The organism is Acidovorax sp. Leaf78 (assembly GCF_001422735.1).
Lineage (GTDB): Bacteria > Pseudomonadota > Gammaproteobacteria > Burkholderiales > Burkholderiaceae_C > Acidovorax.
Genome location: NZ_LMLZ01000021.1, coordinates 147748 through 164379 on the forward strand (window position 1 = coordinate 147748; position 16632 = coordinate 164379).

Sequence of the window (16632 nt, forward strand, 5' to 3'; positions counted from 1 at the left end):
GGCCCCGATACTCTGGCGCTTGTTGCGCCCCCGGCCTGCGATCAACGCCCGACCATGTGGCCCGGCACCACCCACTGGTCGAACTGCTCGCCCGTGACGTGGCCCGAGGCCACAGCCGCTTCGCGCAGGCTCGTGCCTTCCTTGTGCGCCTTCTTGGCAATATAGGCCGCCTTGTCGTAGCCGATGTGGGTGTTGAGCGCGGTCACCAGCATGAGCGAGCGGTCCACCAGCTCGGTGATGCGCTCGCGGTTGGGCTCGATGCCCACGGCGCACTGGTCGTTGAAGCTCACCATGCCGTCGGCCAGCAGGCGCACGCTCTGCAGGAAGTTGTGGGCCACCATGGGGCGGAAGACGTTGAGCTCGAAGTTGCCCGAGGCACCGCCGAAGTTGATGGCCACGTCGTTGCCGAACACCTGGGCAGCCAGCATGGTCACCGCCTCGCTCTGCGTAGGGTTGACCTTGCCGGGCATGATGGACGAGCCAGGCTCGTTCTCGGGGATGCTCAGCTCGCCGATGCCGCTGCGCGGGCCGCTGGCCAGCCAGCGCACGTCGTTGGCGATCTTCATCATGCTGGCCGCCAGCGTCTTGAGCGCGCCGTGGGCGTGCACCAGGCCGTCCACCGAGGCCAGGGCCTCGAACTTGTTGGGCGCGGTGACGAAGGGAAGGCCCGTGAGGCGCGCCAACTCTGCGGCGGACTGCTCGGCATAGCCCTTGGGCGCATTCAGGCCCGTGCCCACCGCCGTGCCGCCCAGCGCCAGTTCATACAGGTGGGGGAGCGCGGCGCGCACATGGCGCTCGCCATGGTCCAGCTGCGCCACGTAGCCCGAGAACTCCTGGCCCAGCGTGAGCGGGGTGGCATCCTGCAGATGGGTGCGGCCGATCTTGACGATGCCATCGAAGTCCTGCGCCTTCTTCGCCAGCGTGGCGCGCAGCTTGGCGATGGCGGGCAGGAGCTTGTGCGTGAGGGCCTCCACCGCGGCCACGTGCATGGCGGTCGGGAACACGTCGTTGCTCGACTGGCTGCGGTTCACGTCGTCGTTGGGGTGGACCAGGCGGCTTTCGCCGCGCTCGCCGCCCAGGATCTCGCTGGCGCGGTTGGCCAGCACCTCGTTGACATTCATGTTGGTCTGCGTGCCCGAGCCCGTCTGCCACACCACCAGCGGGAACTCGCCCGCGTGCTGGCCGGCGATGACCTCATCGGCCGCAGCCACGATGGCGTCGGTCTTCTTGGCATCCTGCAGGCCCAGGGCCTGGTTGACCACGGCCGAAGCGCGCTTGACCTGGGCCAGCGCCTTGATGATCTCGCGCGGCTGCTGCTCGCCCGAAATGTCGAAGTTCTGCAGCGAGCGCTGCGTCTGCGCGCCCCAGAGCTTGTCGGCAGGGACCTCGATAGGGCCAAAGGTGTCGCGTTCGGTACGGGAGGTCATGGGCAGCGGTTCTCCAAGAAAAAAACAGAAAGCGGGCGGGCAGACGGCGGGGCCCCGGCGAGGCCGCGATGGGGACCGGGGGGAGGGCTTGCGTCTGACGCCCAAGAGCAGCCGGAACACCGGCGCGCCCGGCAGCATAATGCAAAAACGAACCATTCTCATTTGTTAGCCTGGATGGCCTGTGCACGAGCATGGCGCGGCCAGTGTGCGGCAAGCCCCGCCGCAGCGGGCAGCCGACCGCGCCGCCACCACTGCTGGTGGGGGCATGGTCGGCGAACGGTCCCTTCAGCACCACCCAGCCCGCCAAGCCCCCACGCCAGCGCACCTTCGCACCGGTCTATACACTCCGACGTGCGCGACCGTGCCCTGCCCCCTGCATGGCGCTGCCGCTGCGTATCTGCCCTGGGCCCCTTGACGGCGCCGCGCGCCCGATGCACCCTGCCCACTCCATCACAGCTTTCTTCGCACCATGAACACGTTCATGCCCTCCAGCTACAACCTGTTCGTGGTGGCCGCCTCCTTTGCCATTGCCATGCTGGCGTCTTACGTGACGCTGGACCTGGCGCGCCGCGTGCGCACGGCACAGCGCCGCGTGGGGCTGGCCTGGTGGGCCGCAGGCTCCATCGTCATGGGCACGGGCATCTGGGCCATGCACTTTTTGGGCATGCAGGCGTTTCGGCTGCCCATCGAGATCGGCTTTGCCGGCGGCCCGACCCTGCTGTCGTGGCTGGCCGCCGTGGCCGCGTCGGCCATGGCCCTGCAACTGGCCAGCCGCGAAAACTTTGGCCGTGTGCAACTGGCCATGGGTGCGCTGGTGATGGGCGCCGGCATCAGCGGCATGCACTACATCGGCATGGCGGCGATGGAGATGGCGCCGGGCATCGTGTGGGACCCGCTGCTGGTGGCGTTGTCGGTGCTGATCGCGGTGCTGGCATCGGCCACGGCCTTGCTGATCTTCAAGCTGCTGCGCCGCGTGCAGCCCGGGCAGCGCCTGGCGTACCAGGTGGCCGCATCGTTCGTGATGGCGGTGGCCATCTGCGGCATGCACTACACCGGCATGGCGGCGGCCAGCTTTGCCAAGGGTGCGGTGTGCCTGAGCGCGGGCCAGCTCGGCGGCCCGGGTCTTACGGCCATGGTGCTCATGGCCACGGGCATGCTGTTGGTGAGCACGCTGTTCACCTCCATCCTGGACGCGCGCCTGCAGGCCACGGCCGAGCGCCTGACGAAGTCGCTGACCGACAGCAACACCCGCCTGCAGGCCGCCAATGACGAGCTGCAAAAACGCGCTTTCGCCGATGCGCTGACCGGCCTGCCCAACCGGCTGCTGTTCGAGGACCGCTTGATCCATGCACTCCTTCGGCTGGACCGCACCAACCACCACCGCGTGGAAGACCGCCTGGCGGTGCTGTTCGTGGACCTGGACGGCTTCAAGCCCATCAACGACTCGTTCGGCCACGCGGCGGGCGACGTGATCCTGCGCAGCGCGGCCGAGCGGCTGCAGCGCCAGGCGCGCGAGTCCGATACCGTGGCCCGTGTGGGCGGCGACGAATTTTTGATCCTGCTCGAAGACGTGACCGACGTGGCCGCCTGCGTGACCATGGCCAACCGGGTGCTCGCGGCCCTGTCGGAGCCGTTCGAGGTCTCGGGCAAGAAGGTGCAGATCGCGTGCTCCATCGGCATCGTGGTGCATCCCGACCATGGCGAGCGCGGCAAGCTGGTCGCCAATGCCGACGCAGCCATGTACGCGGCCAAGCGTGCCGGGGGCGGCTGCTATGCGCTGTTCGAGCCGCACATGGGCTCGGACGCATCCGAACAATTGGAGCTGCAAAACGACCTGCGCCAGGCCATCGACCGCGGCCAGCTGGCCCTGCACTACCAGCCCAAAATCGACGGCACGCGTGGCCAGATCAGTGGGGTGGAAGCCCTGCTGCGCTGGAACCACCCCAAGCACGGCATGGTGAGCCCGCTGGTCTTCATCGCGCTGGCAGAGCGCTTCGGGCTGATCGGGCGGCTGGGCAACTGGGTGATCAACGAAGCCTGCCGCCAGACAGCCGAGTGGGCCGACAGCGGCCTGCGCATGCGGGTGGCCATCAACCTGTCGGTGCACCAGCTGCGCGAGGCCGGGCTGGCCGAGCGCATCGAGCAGGCCCTGCTGCGCCACGGGCTCGATGCCTCGCAGCTGCTGTGCGAGATCACCGAATCGGTGGCCATGGAGGACATCAAGGCCACGCAGCGCACCTTCGAGGGGCTGGCGCGCATCGGGGTGTTCCTGTCCATCGACGACTTCGGCACCGGGTATTCGAGCCTGAACTACCTGCGCCAGCTGCCGGCGCAGCAGCTCAAGATCGACCGGAGCTTCGTGAACGACCTGGAAAGCAGCGAAGACGCCCGCGCCGTGGTGGCTGCGGTGGTGAGCCTGGCGCATGCCCTGGGCCTGCGCGTTGTGGCCGAGGGGGTGGAGACCAGCGGCCAGCGCGACATTCTGCTGGGCATGGGCTGCGATGAACTGCAGGGCTTCTTCTACGCCCGCCCCATGCCGGCCAACATGCTGCTGGCATGGTCGCAGGGCGACAAGCCCGCAGGCAGCGCGGACTTCACGCCGTCCGTCATCGGGTCGCTGCCGGATCTCTGACCTGGCCCCTGCACTCTGATCTGCAGGGGGCTCCGGCGAAGATGGACGACGCCCATGTCAGCGCCGCCTGACATGGCGCAGCGCGTGGCGCGCAGACGATGGAGTGATTGCGGTTCTCCCGCCCCGCAGCGTGGCCCCTCCGGCCCGTAGCGCCTCATCCATCCATCGATCGGAGCACACCATGGCCACCAGCAGCCTTCTCGGCATCGACAGCGACAACCTTCCGCCCGCCCACAGCGCGACCGGCATCGACAGTCTGGGCCCCAGCGATGCGTCCGACTCGGGCAGCGACAGCGCAGGTGCCTACAGCGCCGACTCCGACAGCGACACCGACCGCTTCGGCACCGGTGAGCGCAGCAGCGTGAACCCCGGCACGGAGCCCACGGCCCGCGACATCCTGCCCGACCATGTGGAAACCATGGCCACCGGCGGCCCCGGCGAAGACGACGCAGATCCCGATGACGGCATGGTCGGCGACGACGAGGGCCAGGACGTGGACACCGAGCGCAGCAACCGCGAGGCCGATGCCCCCTTGAGCGCGGACGACTTGCCCGGCGGCAACGACACCGATGACGCGGTCGAGGCCGACGAGGACGAGGCGAACGGCACTGCATAAAGGCCCGTCCAACCCGGTGGCAAGGGCCACCGGTGGGCACCTGGGAGGGCCACTAAGGCCGAACACAGGTGCCGGCCTTTGGCCTCGCCTGGGACGCCTCGGGTGGGGGTCTGTCAAAATACGGTCCGCCTGCCTTCGGCAGTGCGGTCTGCGGCCCAGCGCTGGTTGCCAGGCGGCGCATGCGGGGGGTGGGAGAGGGACGCATCAGCGTCCTCCATAAAAGACTCCCCCACGAACCGCCATGACCACCTCCATCCGCCAGGACGATCTCATCGAATCTGTAGCTGCCGCGCTGCAGTACATCAGCTACTACCACCCTACCGACTACATCGCCCACCTGGCCCGCGCCTACGAGCGTGAGCAAAGCCCCGCGGCCAAGGACGCGATCGCACAGATCCTCACCAACAGCAAGATGAGCGCCACCGGCCAGCGCCCCATCTGCCAGGACACCGGCATCGTCAACGTGTTCCTGAAGGTGGGCATGGACGTGCGCTGGGAAGGCTTCACGGGCAGCCTGGATGACGCCATCAACGAAGGCGTGCGCCGCGGCTACAACCACCCCGACAACACGCTGCGCGCCAGCGTGGTGGCCGACCCGCAGTTCGACCGCAAGAACACCAAAGACAACACGCCCGCGGTGATCTTCACCGAGATCGTGCCCGGCAACACCGTGGACATCACCGTCGCGGCCAAGGGCGGCGGCTCGGAGAACAAGTCCAAGATGTACATGCTCAACCCCAGCGACAGCGTGGTGGACTGGGTGCTCAAGACCGTGCCTACCATGGGCGCCGGCTGGTGCCCGCCCGGCATGCTGGGCATCGGCATCGGTGGCACGGCAGAAAAGGCCGTGCTGATGGCCAAGGAAAGCCTGATGGACGACCTGGACATGTACGAGCTGCAGGCCAAGGCAGAAGCCGCCAAGACCGGCGGCCCCGCGCTCGACAAGGTCGAGGCGCTGCGCCTGGAACTGTTCGAGAAGGTCAACGCGCTGGGCATCGGCGCGCAGGGCCTGGGCGGCCTGACCACCGTGCTGGACGTCAAGATCAAGATGTACCCCACGCACGCGGCCAGCAAGCCGATCGCGATGATCCCCAACTGCGCTGCCACGCGCCATGCGCACTTCGTGATGGACGGCTCGGGCCCCGTGTACCTCACGCCACCCAGCCTGGACCTGTGGCCCAACGTGAACTGGACGCCCGACTACAACAAGAGCAAGAAGGTCAACCTGGACACGCTGACCAAGCAAGAAGTGGCCAGCTGGAAGCCCGGCGACACCCTGCTGCTGAGCGGCAAGATGCTGACCGGCCGCGATGCCGCGCACAAGCGCATCCAGGACATGCTGGCCAAGGGCGAGAAGCTGCCCGTGGACTTCACCGACCGCGTCATCTACTACGTGGGCCCCGTGGACCCGGTGAAGGACGAGGCCGTGGGCCCTGCCGGCCCCACCACCGCCACGCGCATGGACAAGTTCACCGACATGATGCTGGAGCAGACCGGGCTGATCGCCATGATCGGCAAGGCCGAGCGCGGCCCGGTGGCCATCGAGTCCATCAAGAACCACAAAAGCGCCTACCTCATGGCCGTGGGCGGCGCCGCCTACCTGGTCAGCAAGGCCATCAAGACCGCCAAGGTCGTGGGCTTCGAGGACCTGGGCATGGAAGCCATCTACGAGTTCGACGTGGTGGACATGCCCGTGACCGTAGCCGTGGACTCTGGCGGCACCAGCGCCCACATCACCGGCCCGGCCGAATGGCAAAAGCGCATTGCTACCGGCGAGTTCAAGGGCATCGAAGTGGCTGGCGCCTGACGCATTGCCTGCCAGAGCCAGCGCGTTGCGCAACCTCGCAGAGACCGCCTTCGGGCGGTTTTCTTTTGATGGGGTGCGAAAAGGCAAGTGAGCCTCCCTAAGGTCCTTGCCGCAGAACGCACGGCCTACGCGGTCTGGTCGGCGTAGGCGGCGTGGTGCAAGGCGCGCGAGCCGATCCATATTCCAGCCTCAACCCGACTTCCCCATTGCCATGCCCTGGGTTCGCCAAGTGCCCGCCGCTAGGTCGCCATGGGCCTCGCGCTGCATACCCGCAGCTTCCTTTCTACAATCCAGTTCTTTGTCCAACCCATGGGCCGCTCAATGCCGCTGACTTCTTCTCCTATTGGTGTGTTCGACAGCGGCGTGGGTGGGCTGAGCGTGCTGCGCGCCCTGCGGGCGGCCATGCCCCATGAGCGCTTCGTGTACCTGGCCGACAGTGCCAACGCGCCCTACGGCGAGCGTGGCGATGCTTACGTGAGCACCCGCACGCACGCCATCACCCGGTATCTGCGCGAGCAGCACCACATCAAGGCCCTGGTGGTGGCCTGCAACACCGCCACGGCGGCCGCCATTCATGAAGTGCGCAGCAGCTACCCCGACCTGCCCCTGGTGGGGCTGGAGCCGGCTATCAAGCCCGCGCTGGCTGTGACCCGGACCGGGCGCGTGGGCGTCATCGGGACCCGGGGCACGCTGACCAGCAGCAAGTTCGGCAAGCTGCTCGCGTCGCTGGACGGCCAGGCCCAATTTGTGGTGCAGCCGTGCGACGGTTTGGCCCATGCCATCGAGCGCAGCGTCGACCTGCCCGAGCCCGCCCCGGGCAGCGCGGTCGGCGCCACCGAGACCGGCGCGCTGTGCGAGCGCTATATCCGCGCTATGGGCGATTTCGGCACTGGGCTCGGGCAGATCGACACGCTGGTGCTGGGCTGCACGCACTACATCTTCGTGGCGCACGAACTGCGGGCGCTGGTGGGGCCCGGTGTGCAATTCATCGAGACGGGAGAACCCGTGGCGCGGCAGACGCGGCGGCTGCTGGAGTCCGCGGGCCTGCTGCGCCACGCCCGCGCTGGCGCCCTGGCGCATGCGGCTGAGGATGCGGATGGTGGAGCTGCTGCTGATGCCGAAAATAAGGGCCCAGACGAATCTCTGTCGGACGTGCCGAATACGCGCCTCCTGACGACCGGGTCTGTGGCCATGCTTCAAGCCGGGGCGCAACGCTGGCTGGGGCTGCCTGCGGATTGCTGTTCCACTGTTTCAGTACCCTGAGGCTTCAAGCCAGGCCCCGGGCTGCGGATCGCAGGTCGCACCGCCATCCGACTTCAGGCTTTTTAAGTACCTACCGCACGGTGGACGGTCGCTAGCAGCTATTAATTTTGTAGCAATGCGTTGGGCATAGCTTGCAGGCGCCCGTCGCTCACGCAGTCTCTGCCGCGCCCCACAGGCGTTCGCCCGACTGCTCCACGTGCGTGAGGTACAGCCGCAGGTCGAACTCGTACTGGTGGTAGTTCGGCTCCATGTGCGCACACAGCTGGTAGAAGGCCTTGCCGTGGTCCTTCTCGCGCAGGTGGGCCAGCTCGTGGACCACGATCATGCGCAGGAACTCGTCCGGCGCCTGCTTGAACATCGCCGCGATGCGGATCTCGTGCTTGGCCGCCAGCTTGTTGCCCTGCACGCGGGACACCGCCGTGTGCAGGCCCAGGGCGTGGCGCACCACGTGGATCTTGTTGTCGAACAGCACCTTGTTGATGGTGCCCGCGTTGCGCAGATAGCGCGCCTTGAGCTCCTGGGTGTAGTCGTACAGTCCCTTGTCGCTGCGCACCGCATGGGGCCGCGGGTACTTGCCCAGCAGCACGGCGCCCAGCCGGCCCTGCACCAGCAGCGCCCGGGCCTGGTCCTGCAGGGATTCGGGGTAAGAGCGCAGGTAAGGAAGGTCGGTGGTCATCGGAAACAAGGCCTCGGGCGGTTCAGAGCCATCAGGCGTCATCGCCGACGGTGGCCCCGGTACTCCATCGAATCATCGCAAGGGGCGTCATGCGGCCCCAGAAAGCACAATGGCGCTGCCTTTCGCAACGCCATCGCTCGGTTGCCCGCGTTGTTCGACGGGCAGATCAGTGCAAATGCCGCGGACGACGGCCACCGCCGCCATGGCCGCCGCTGCCGCCCGCACCGCCATTGCCAGGGCCCCGCGGGGGCTTGCCGATCTCCAGCGAATTAACGAGCGCATCGAAACGCTGGCTGAAGAGCTTGTCGATCTCGGCCACCACGCCGCCGAGCTCGGCGCCATCGAAGTGGCGCTCCATCATGTTCACGACATCCTGCACCAGCAGGTCACGTTGCACCTGCATGATGGCGGCAGGCGTGGGCCCCACGAACAGCATCACGAAGTCGTCGCGCGACTCGGCGCCCTCGCCTTCCTCTTCCTCGTCGAAGTCAGCGTCGTAGAACGTGACTTCGATGGCTGCACCCAGCTCGGCCAGCTCATTGAGGTTCATGCACATTTCGTCCAGCGACTGGCGAAAGTCTTCGTCGCCGCGCACCGTCCAGCAGACCTGCAGCAAATGCTCCTGCGCGTCGAACCGGATGCCCGGCTCTTCTTCATAAGCGCTGGCTGCACCGTCGGCCAGCGAACGGGCTCCGGCGTACTTCCACAAGGGCTTGAGCGCCTCCTGCAGTTGCTCGAAATTGGTATCGGCACGCAACTGGACCTGCCCGTGGACATGGATCTCGAAGGGAACGTTGTAACTTGACATGGGATGGGCCTAGAAACGGCAGTGGGATGCGCGAGCCGATGCGGCTGTCGGGGTGCAGGCGAGGCGGCGCGATACAGAGCGGCCGCACCCGCTACAACGGACGCAACCGCTGGCGCTGTGTGCTTCACGGATGAAGGCGTAGGAAACAGGCGAAGTGAGCATCCATGCGGCCTATGAGAGGTGAGCAAGCAAGCGGTCCATTGCCATTTTCAGGTTCATCGTCGTGGTGCCCCGAGCCGGGGTCGAACCGGCACGCCCCTTTTCAGGAAAGCGGCGGATTTTAAGTCCGCAGTGTCTACCAATTTCACCATCGGGGCGCCGGTTGCCCAACGCACACCTGCGTTGCAGCGTAACCCGGGCGACGCATGCGCGCAATGCCCTGTTTCTTGGAGTTGCGGGTCTGTAGCAACATGCCAGGACCTGCACCGACCAAGAAAAAAGGGAAGCCGAAGCTTCCCTTTGGAATATGGAGCGGGAAAAGAGTCTCGAACTCTCGACCTCAACCTTGGCAAGGTTGCGCTCTACCAACTGAGCTATTCCCGCATTTGCTGTGATTCTTGACGCTTCCGTCAGTGCGAATCAGCAAGCCTCAAATTATATCGCCATTTTTCAGCACTGCAAATTTGCAAGCCGAAAAATTTACCAATTTCTTCACCCTGACAGGCCCTGCCAGAAGCAAGGACCACTTCCGGGCTTGGGCAGTCAGAAAACTGCAGAGCCCGGAATATCTGGAGGCGCGGTCCGGAGTCGAACCGGACTAACCGGATTTGCAATCCGGGGCATAACCGCTTTGCTACCGCGCCAGGAATTCACATTCCTCTGACAAAAAAGGGAAGCAAAAGCTTCCCTTTTTGTGGAAATTGGAGCGGGAAAAGAGTCTCGAACTCTCGACCTCAACCTTGGCAAGGTTGCGCTCTACCAACTGAGCTATTCCCGCATTTACCGAAGCCTAACATTCTACAACGTTTGCTGCGATGGAGTGAATTGTAGCGCATTTTTTGGGGCTCTCCAAAAAATTTGCATCAATGTTTGAGGCCATCTCCCGACGGCGCCGGAGCACGGGCTTTTTCGGCCGCAGCCGCAGCCACTTCGGCCACCTCTTCATCCGTCAGCGGCTCGGGCTTGCGCTCCAAGGCCACTTCCAGCACCTTGTCAATCCAGCGCACCGGCACGATCTCGAGGCCGCTTTTCACGTTGTCCGGAATCTCCTGAAGATCCTTCACGTTTTCTTCGGGGATCAGCACGGTCTTGATACCGCCGCGCAGTGCGGCCAGCAGCTTTTCCTTGAGGCCACCGATGGCGGTGACTTCACCGCGCAGCGTGATCTCGCCGGTCATCGCCACATCGCCACGCACCGGGATGCCGGTGAGTGCAGAGACGAACGCTGTGGTCATCGCAGCACCCGCGCTCGGGCCGTCCTTGGGCGTGGCGCCGTCAGGCACGTGGATGTGGATGTCGCGCTTCTCGAACATGTCGTCCTTGATGCCGAGCAGGCGGGACCGGCTGCGCACCACCGTGCGAGCGGCCTCCACCGACTCCTTCATCACGTCGCCCAGCGAGCCCGTGCGGGTGATCACGCCCTTGCCGGGCATGGTGGCGGCTTCGATGGTCAGCAGATCGCCGCCCACTTCAGTCCATGCCAGGCCCACGACCTGACCCACCTGGTTTTGCAGCTCGGCACGGCCATAGGTGTACTTGCGCACACCCAGGAAGTCGGGCAGGTTGTCAGCAGTCACCACCACCTGGGGTTCCAGCTTCTTGAGCTGCAGTCCCTTGACGACCTTGCGGCAGATCTTGGACAGCTCGCGCTCCAGCGACCGCACACCGGCTTCGCGGGTGTAGTAGCGCACCATGTCGCGCACGGCGGGCTCGGTGATCAGCAGCTCTTCGTCCTTCACGCCATTGTTCTTGAGCTGCTTGGGCAGCAGGTACTTCATGGCGATGTTGGTCTTCTCGTCCTCGGTGTAACCCGACAGGCGGATCACTTCCATGCGGTCGAGCAGGGCCGGCGGGATGTTCATCGAGTTCGACGTGGCGACGAACATCACGTCGGACAGGTCGAAGTCAACCTCGACGTAGTGGTCGCCGAAGGTGTGGTTCTGCTCGGGGTCCAGCACCTCCAGCAGCGCGCTCGACGGGTCGCCCCGGAAGTCCGTGCCCAGCTTGTCGATCTCGTCCAGCAGGAACAGCGGGTTGCGCGTGCCCACCTTCGACAGGCTCTGCAGCACCTTGCCCGGCAGTGCGCCGATGTAGGTGCGGCGGTGCCCGCGGATCTCGGCCTCGTCACGCATGCCGCCCAGGGCCATGCGCACGTACTTGCGGCCGGTGGCCTTGGCGATCGACTGGCCCAGCGAGGTCTTGCCCACGCCAGGAGGGCCCACCAGGCAGAGGATGGGCGCCTTCACCTTGTCCACGCGCTGCTGCACTGCAAGATATTCAAGGATGCGGTCCTTGACCTTGTCGAGGCCGTAATGGTCTTCGTTCAGCACGTCTTCGGCGTTGACCAGGTCGTGCTTGATCTTGGTCTTCTTGGCCCACGGCAAAGCCGTGAGCACTTCGATGTAGTTGCGCACCACCGTCGCTTCGGCAGACATGGGCGACATGAGCTTGAGCTTTTTGAGTTCGCCATCGGCCTTCTTGCGCGCCTCGGCAGACATCTTGGCGAGCTTGATCTTTTTCTCGATCTCCTCGATGTCGGCGCCTTCGTCGCCCTCGCCCAGTTCCTTCTGGATGGCCTTGACCTGCTCGTTCAGGTAAAAGTCGCGCTGGTTCTTCTCCATCTGGCGCTTCACGCGGCCGCGGATCTTCTTGTCGACGTTGAGGATGTCGACTTCGCGATCGAGCTGTTCGAACAGGTTTTCCAGGCGCGCCTTCACGTCGGCCAAATCCAGCACCACCTGCTTGTTCTCGAGCTTGAGCGGCAGATGGGCGGCAATCGTGTCGGCCAGGCGGCCCGGGTCGTCGATGCTGGAGATGGAGGTGAGGATCTCGGGCGGGATCTTCTTGTTCAGTTTGACGTACTGGTCGAACTGCTGCATCACCGCGCGGCGCAGGGCCTCGATCTCGCTCGGCTTGTTGGCATCGGGCGTGGCCTCGACCGGCGTCACCGTGGCAGTGAAGTGGGTCTCGCCGTCTTCGATGGATGTCACCACCGCGCGCTGCTGGCCTTCGACCAGCACCTTGACGGTGCCATCGGGCAGCTTGAGCATCTGCAGGATGGTGGAGACGCAGCCCACATCGAACATGTCCGAGACCGAAGGCTCGTCCTTGGCGGCGGCCTTCTGGGCCACCAGCATGATGCGGCGATCGGCCTCCATGGCCATCTCAAGCGCCTTGATGCTCTTGGGACGGCCCACGAACAGCGGGATCACCATGTGGGGGAACACCACCACGTCGCGCAGTGGCAACAGCGGCAGATCGAGCGGGGTGGCAGGTAGGGGGGTATGTCCGGACATGGAAATCCTCAGTTAACTCAGTGGAATATGGTCCACCCGTGGGGATTTTCAACCCCTTCTGCCATCCGTACCGGAAGAAGGGTTGAAGGGCAGCGCCAGCGGCCGCCCTGTGCAGTGCATGCCTTCAATGGCGTGCACCGCGGAGACATCTCACATGCAGGCCGCCCAGCGTCATTCAAAACGCTTAAGACGCGTGAACCTGTCGCGTCGCAGGCCAGCAGCGGCCGCCGCGATAGGGCCGCCCTGCCGCGCTGGCGGTGTTCCCTGGTGGGGAACGCCGCTGAGCGACTCAGGGCGGGCGCCATGTCTTTCAGGCCTTCTTGGCCGCCTCGCGGTACACGAGCAGCGGCGGCTTGTTTTCTTCGATGGTGGACTCGTCCACCACCACCTTTTCGACGTTGCTCGTATTGGGCAGGTCGAACATCGTGCCGATCAGCGACTGCTCCAGGATCGAGCGCAGACCACGGGCACCGGTCTTGCGGGCCAGTGCCTTGCGGGCGATGGCCTTGAGCGCCGCAGGACGGATCTCCAGGTCCACGCCTTCCATGGACAAGAGCTTGCTGTACTGCTTGACCAGCGCGTTCTTGGGCTCGGTCAGGATCTCGACCAGCGCGTCCTCGCTGAGCTCGGCCAGCGCCGTCACCACGGGCATGCGGCCCACCAATTCGGGGATCAGGCCGAACTTGATCAAGTCCTCGGGCTCGATCTCGGTGAACACTTCGGTCAGCGAGCGCTGCTTCTTGCTCTTGACCGATGCGCCAAAGCCGATGCCCGATGCCTCGGTGCGGTTCTCGATGACCTTCTCCAGGCCCGCGAAAGCGCCGCCGCAAATGAACAGGATGTTGGTCGTGTCGATCTGCAGGAAGTCCTGGTTCGGATGCTTGCGCCCACCCTGGGGCGGCACGCTGGCCATGGTGCCTTCGATGAGTTTGAGCAGCGCCTGCTGCACGCCCTCGCCCGACACGTCGCGGGTGATGCTGGGGTTGTCCGACTTGCGCGAGATCTTGTCGATTTCGTCGATGTAGACGATGCCGCGCTGCGCGCGCTCGACTTCGTAGTTGCAGCTTTGCAGCAGCTTCTGGACGATGTTCTCCACGTCCTCGCCCACATAGCCGGCTTCGGTCAGGGTGGTGGCGTCGGCCATCACGAAAGGCACGTCCAGCATGCGCGCCAGCGTCTGGGCCAGCAGCGTCTTGCCCGAGCCCGTGGGCCCGATCAGCAGGATGTTGCTCTTGGACAGCTCCACATCGTCCTTGTGGGCCTTGTCCTTGTGGCGCAGGCGCTTGTAGTGGTTGTACACCGCCACTGCCAGCGTGCGCTTGGCGACGTCCTGGCCGATCACGTAGTTGTCCAGGTTGGTCTTGATCTCCACCGGCGTGGGCAGATCGCTGCGGCCTTCACGCGCCACGTCACCGGCCGGCAGCTCATCGCGAATGATTTCGTTGCACAGGTCAATGCACTCGTCGCAGATAAAGACGGACGGACCGGCGATCAGCTTCTTCACTTCATGCTGGCTTTTGCCGCAGAAAGAGCAGTAGAGGGTTTTTTCGCTGGAAGAGCCTTTTTTCTCGGCCATGGGGGCAATGCCTTGTTACGTACGGAAAGTTGTCGGGATGATAACCAAATAAAAAACGGCGTCTTCCCCGGGGGAAAACGCCGCCGCGCCGCCTGGGCGAATCAGGAACGCTTGTTGATCACCTGGTCGACCAGGCCGTATTCCTTGGACTCCTCGGCCGACAGGAAGTAGTCGCGCTCGGTGTCGCGCTGGATCTTTTCCAGCGGCTGGCCGGTGCGCTCGGCCAGGATCTTGTTGAGCTGCTCGCGGGTCTTCAGGATCTCGCGCGCATGGATCTCGATCTCGGTCGCCTGGCCCTGCATGCCGCCCAGGGGCTGGTGGATCATGACCTTGGAGTTGGGCAGCGCGAAACGCTTGCCCTTGGCGCCTGCGGCCAGCAGGAACGCGCCCATGCTGGCGGCCATGCCGGTGCACAGCGTCGACACGTCGGGCTTGATGAAGTTCATGGTGTCGTAGATCGCCATGCCCGCGCTCACCGAGCCACCGGGGGAGTTGATGTAGAACGACACGTCCTTGTCGGGGTTCTCGCTTTCGAGGAACAGCAGCTGCGCCACGACGAGGTTGGCGGTCTGGTCATTGACCGGGCCCACCAGGAAGATCACGCGCTCCTTGAGCAGGCGCGAGTAGATGTCGTAGGACCGTTCGCCACGGCCCGACTGCTCGATGACCATCGGGACCATGCCCAGGCCTTGTAATTCCAATGCGCTCATTTTTTCTCCAGTCAAGCAGGTACTGTACCCAGAAATGAATTGGGGCTTGTGCCCGAAAGCACAAGCCCCTGGTGTGTCGCCCACCACCGGAAACTCCGACAAGGAGACACCGGCGGGGTGTGGCACAGGCTATCAGCCTTGTTGAGCCATCAGTTCGTCGAAGGATACGGCCTTTTCCACCACCTTGGCCTTGCCCAGCACGAAATCGGTCACGTTGTTTTCGATGACAACGGCTTCGACTTCAGCAAGGCGCTGACGGTCGCCGAAGTACCAGCGCACGACGTCTTCGGGCTTCTCGTAGCTGGCAGCCAGCTCGTCGATGTGGGCCTTGAGCTGCTCGGGCTTGGCCTGCAGGTTGTTGGCGCGCACCAGTTCGGCCACCACCAGGCCCAGGCGCACGCGGCGCTCGGCTTGGGGACGGAACACGTCTTCAGGGATCTCGGCCTTGTCGGCGTCCTTGATGCCGCGCTGCTTGAGCTCGGCACGGGCGCCTTCCAGCAGGCGGGCGATTTCAGCCTGCACGCTGGCGTTGGGCAGATCGAGCTCGGCCTTGCCGACCAGGGCGTCCATCACGGCTTGCTTGTTGCGGGCCAGCAGGCGGAACTTGACTTCGCGCTCCAGGTTCTTCTTGATGTCGGCGCGCAGGCCGTCCACGGAACCGTCGGCGATGCCCAGCGACTTGGCCAGGGCGTCGTTCACTTCGGGCAGGTGGGCGGCTTCGATCTTCTTGACGGTGACGAGGAAGTCGGCGGTCTTGCCGGCGACGTCCTTGCCGTGGTACTCAGCGGGGAAGGCCAGGGGGAAGGTCTTGCTTTCGCCGGACTTCATGCCACGCACTGCGTCTTCGAATTCCTTGAGCATCTGGCCTTCGCCGACCAGGAACTGGAAGTCTTCAGCCTTGCCGCCGTCGAAGGGTTCGCCGTCGATCTTGCCTTCGAAGTCCACGGTCACGCGGTCGCCGTCTTGCGCAGCGGCGTCGATGGCGCGCTGCGCGAAGCTGCGGCGCTGCTTGCGCAGGATGTCGATGGTCTTGTCGATGGCGGAATCGGTCACTTCGGCCGACAGCTTTTCGACTTCGGCGTCCGACAGGTCGGCGATCTGGACTTCAGGGAACACTTCGAAGATGGCGTCGAACGTGACCTGGCCTTCAGGCGCGCCTTCCTTTTCGGTGATGCGGGGCTGGCCGGCCACACGCAGGGCGGCTTCGTTGGCAGCCACGGCAAAGGCTTCGCCGACCTTGTCGTTGAGCACTTCGTACTGCACCGAGTAGCCGTAGCGCTGGGCCACCACATTCATGGGCACTTTGCCGGGACGAAAGCCATCCATCTTGACCGTGCGGGCCAGGCGCTTGAGGCGCGTGTCGACTTCGGACTGGATCAGGGTGACGGGCACGCTCAGCGTAATCTTGCGCTCGAGCTTCTCAAGGGTTTCAACAGTAACGGCCATGGCTATTCCTCTTATGGATGTGGATCGTGCTGGCTGCAGCGCAGCAGCGCCGTGTTCCGCAAAGTCTCACAGGGGTGGTGCGCGGGGGGGGACTCGAACCCCCACACCATTGCTGGCGTCAGGACCTAAACCTGGTGCGTCTACCAATTTCGCCACCCGCGCGGTTCTACAACAAACAAACAGGCGGCAACCGGAGCTGCCGCCTGTGTGAAATCG

11 protein-coding genes and 5 tRNA genes are annotated in these 16632 nt (G+C 64.8%); 4 read left to right on the top strand and 12 right to left on the bottom strand.

Translation table 11 applies throughout. The annotated features are described in order from the left end of the window. Positions 1–41: 41 nt before the first annotated feature. Positions 42–1427, bottom strand: a complete 1386-nt coding sequence (fumC, locus tag ASF16_RS16735) for a class II fumarate hydratase (protein ID WP_056169737.1) — start codon at positions 1425–1427, stop codon at positions 42–44. A gap of 469 nt (positions 1428–1896) precedes the next feature. Here fumC and ASF16_RS16740 point away from each other — a divergent pair, with 469 nt between their 5' ends. From ASF16_RS16740 to murI, 4 genes are all read left to right on the top strand, one after another. Beyond that, entirely contained in the window at positions 1897–4059 is a 2163-nt protein-coding gene (locus tag ASF16_RS16740) for a bifunctional diguanylate cyclase/phosphodiesterase (protein WP_056169740.1), read from the top strand. 181 nt (positions 4060–4240) lie between these two features. Further along, the gene (locus ASF16_RS16745) at positions 4241–4675 is read left to right on the top strand and encodes a hypothetical protein (protein ID WP_056169742.1); all 435 of its coding nucleotides are present in this window, start codon (positions 4241–4243) and stop codon (positions 4673–4675) included. Between the two features lie 241 nt (positions 4676–4916). After that, positions 4917–6482, top strand: a complete 1566-nt coding sequence (locus tag ASF16_RS16750; RefSeq protein ID WP_056169745.1) for a fumarate hydratase — start codon at positions 4917–4919, stop codon at positions 6480–6482. A 321-nt stretch (positions 6483–6803) separates the two neighbouring features. Next, complete coding sequence (gene murI / locus ASF16_RS16755) at positions 6804–7745, top strand: glutamate racemase (RefSeq protein ID WP_056169746.1); 942 nt, start codon at positions 6804–6806, stop codon at positions 7743–7745. A 148-nt stretch (positions 7746–7893) separates the two neighbouring features. On the opposite strand, the gene ASF16_RS16760 is transcribed toward murI, so the two are convergent. The 11 genes from ASF16_RS16760 to ASF16_RS16810 all read right to left on the bottom strand — a co-directional run bounded on the left by ASF16_RS16760 (position 7894) and on the right by ASF16_RS16810 (position 16578). Continuing rightward, entirely contained in the window at positions 7894–8421 is a 528-nt protein-coding gene (locus ASF16_RS16760) for a M48 family metallopeptidase (RefSeq protein WP_056169749.1), read from the bottom strand. A gap of 166 nt (positions 8422–8587) precedes the next feature. Further along, positions 8588–9229 carry a DUF6806 family protein gene (locus ASF16_RS16765; RefSeq protein WP_056169751.1) on the bottom strand — a complete coding sequence of 214 codons (642 nt, stop codon included), beginning with the start codon at positions 9227–9229 and terminating at the stop codon, positions 8588–8590. Between the two features lie 224 nt (positions 9230–9453). Further along, positions 9454–9546 (bottom strand) — tRNA-Leu (locus tag ASF16_RS16770). Between the two features lie 150 nt (positions 9547–9696). After that, positions 9697–9772, bottom strand: a tRNA-Gly gene (locus tag ASF16_RS16775). Positions 9773–9958: 186 nt separating this feature from the next. Beyond that, positions 9959–10032, bottom strand: a tRNA-Cys gene (locus tag ASF16_RS16780). A gap of 58 nt (positions 10033–10090) precedes the next feature. Continuing rightward, a tRNA-Gly gene (locus ASF16_RS16785) sits at positions 10091–10166 on the bottom strand. A gap of 85 nt (positions 10167–10251) precedes the next feature. Then, complete coding sequence (gene lon, locus ASF16_RS16790; RefSeq protein WP_056169755.1) at positions 10252–12684, bottom strand: endopeptidase La; 2433 nt, start codon at positions 12682–12684, stop codon at positions 10252–10254. A gap of 310 nt (positions 12685–12994) precedes the next feature. Then, positions 12995–14260 (bottom strand): ATP-dependent Clp protease ATP-binding subunit ClpX, encoded by a 1266-nt coding sequence (clpX, locus tag ASF16_RS16795; RefSeq protein ID WP_056169758.1) that lies wholly within the window; start codon positions 14258–14260, stop codon positions 12995–12997. A gap of 101 nt (positions 14261–14361) precedes the next feature. Beyond that, positions 14362–14970, bottom strand: a complete 609-nt coding sequence (clpP, locus tag ASF16_RS16800; protein ID WP_056169761.1) for an ATP-dependent Clp endopeptidase proteolytic subunit ClpP — start codon at positions 14968–14970, stop codon at positions 14362–14364. Between the two features lie 132 nt (positions 14971–15102). Further along, complete coding sequence (tig, locus tag ASF16_RS16805; RefSeq protein WP_056169764.1) at positions 15103–16416, bottom strand: trigger factor; 1314 nt, start codon at positions 16414–16416, stop codon at positions 15103–15105. A gap of 75 nt (positions 16417–16491) precedes the next feature. Beyond that, positions 16492–16578: transfer RNA gene (locus tag ASF16_RS16810), tRNA-Leu, on the bottom strand. Between the last annotated feature and the right edge of the window lie 54 nt (positions 16579–16632).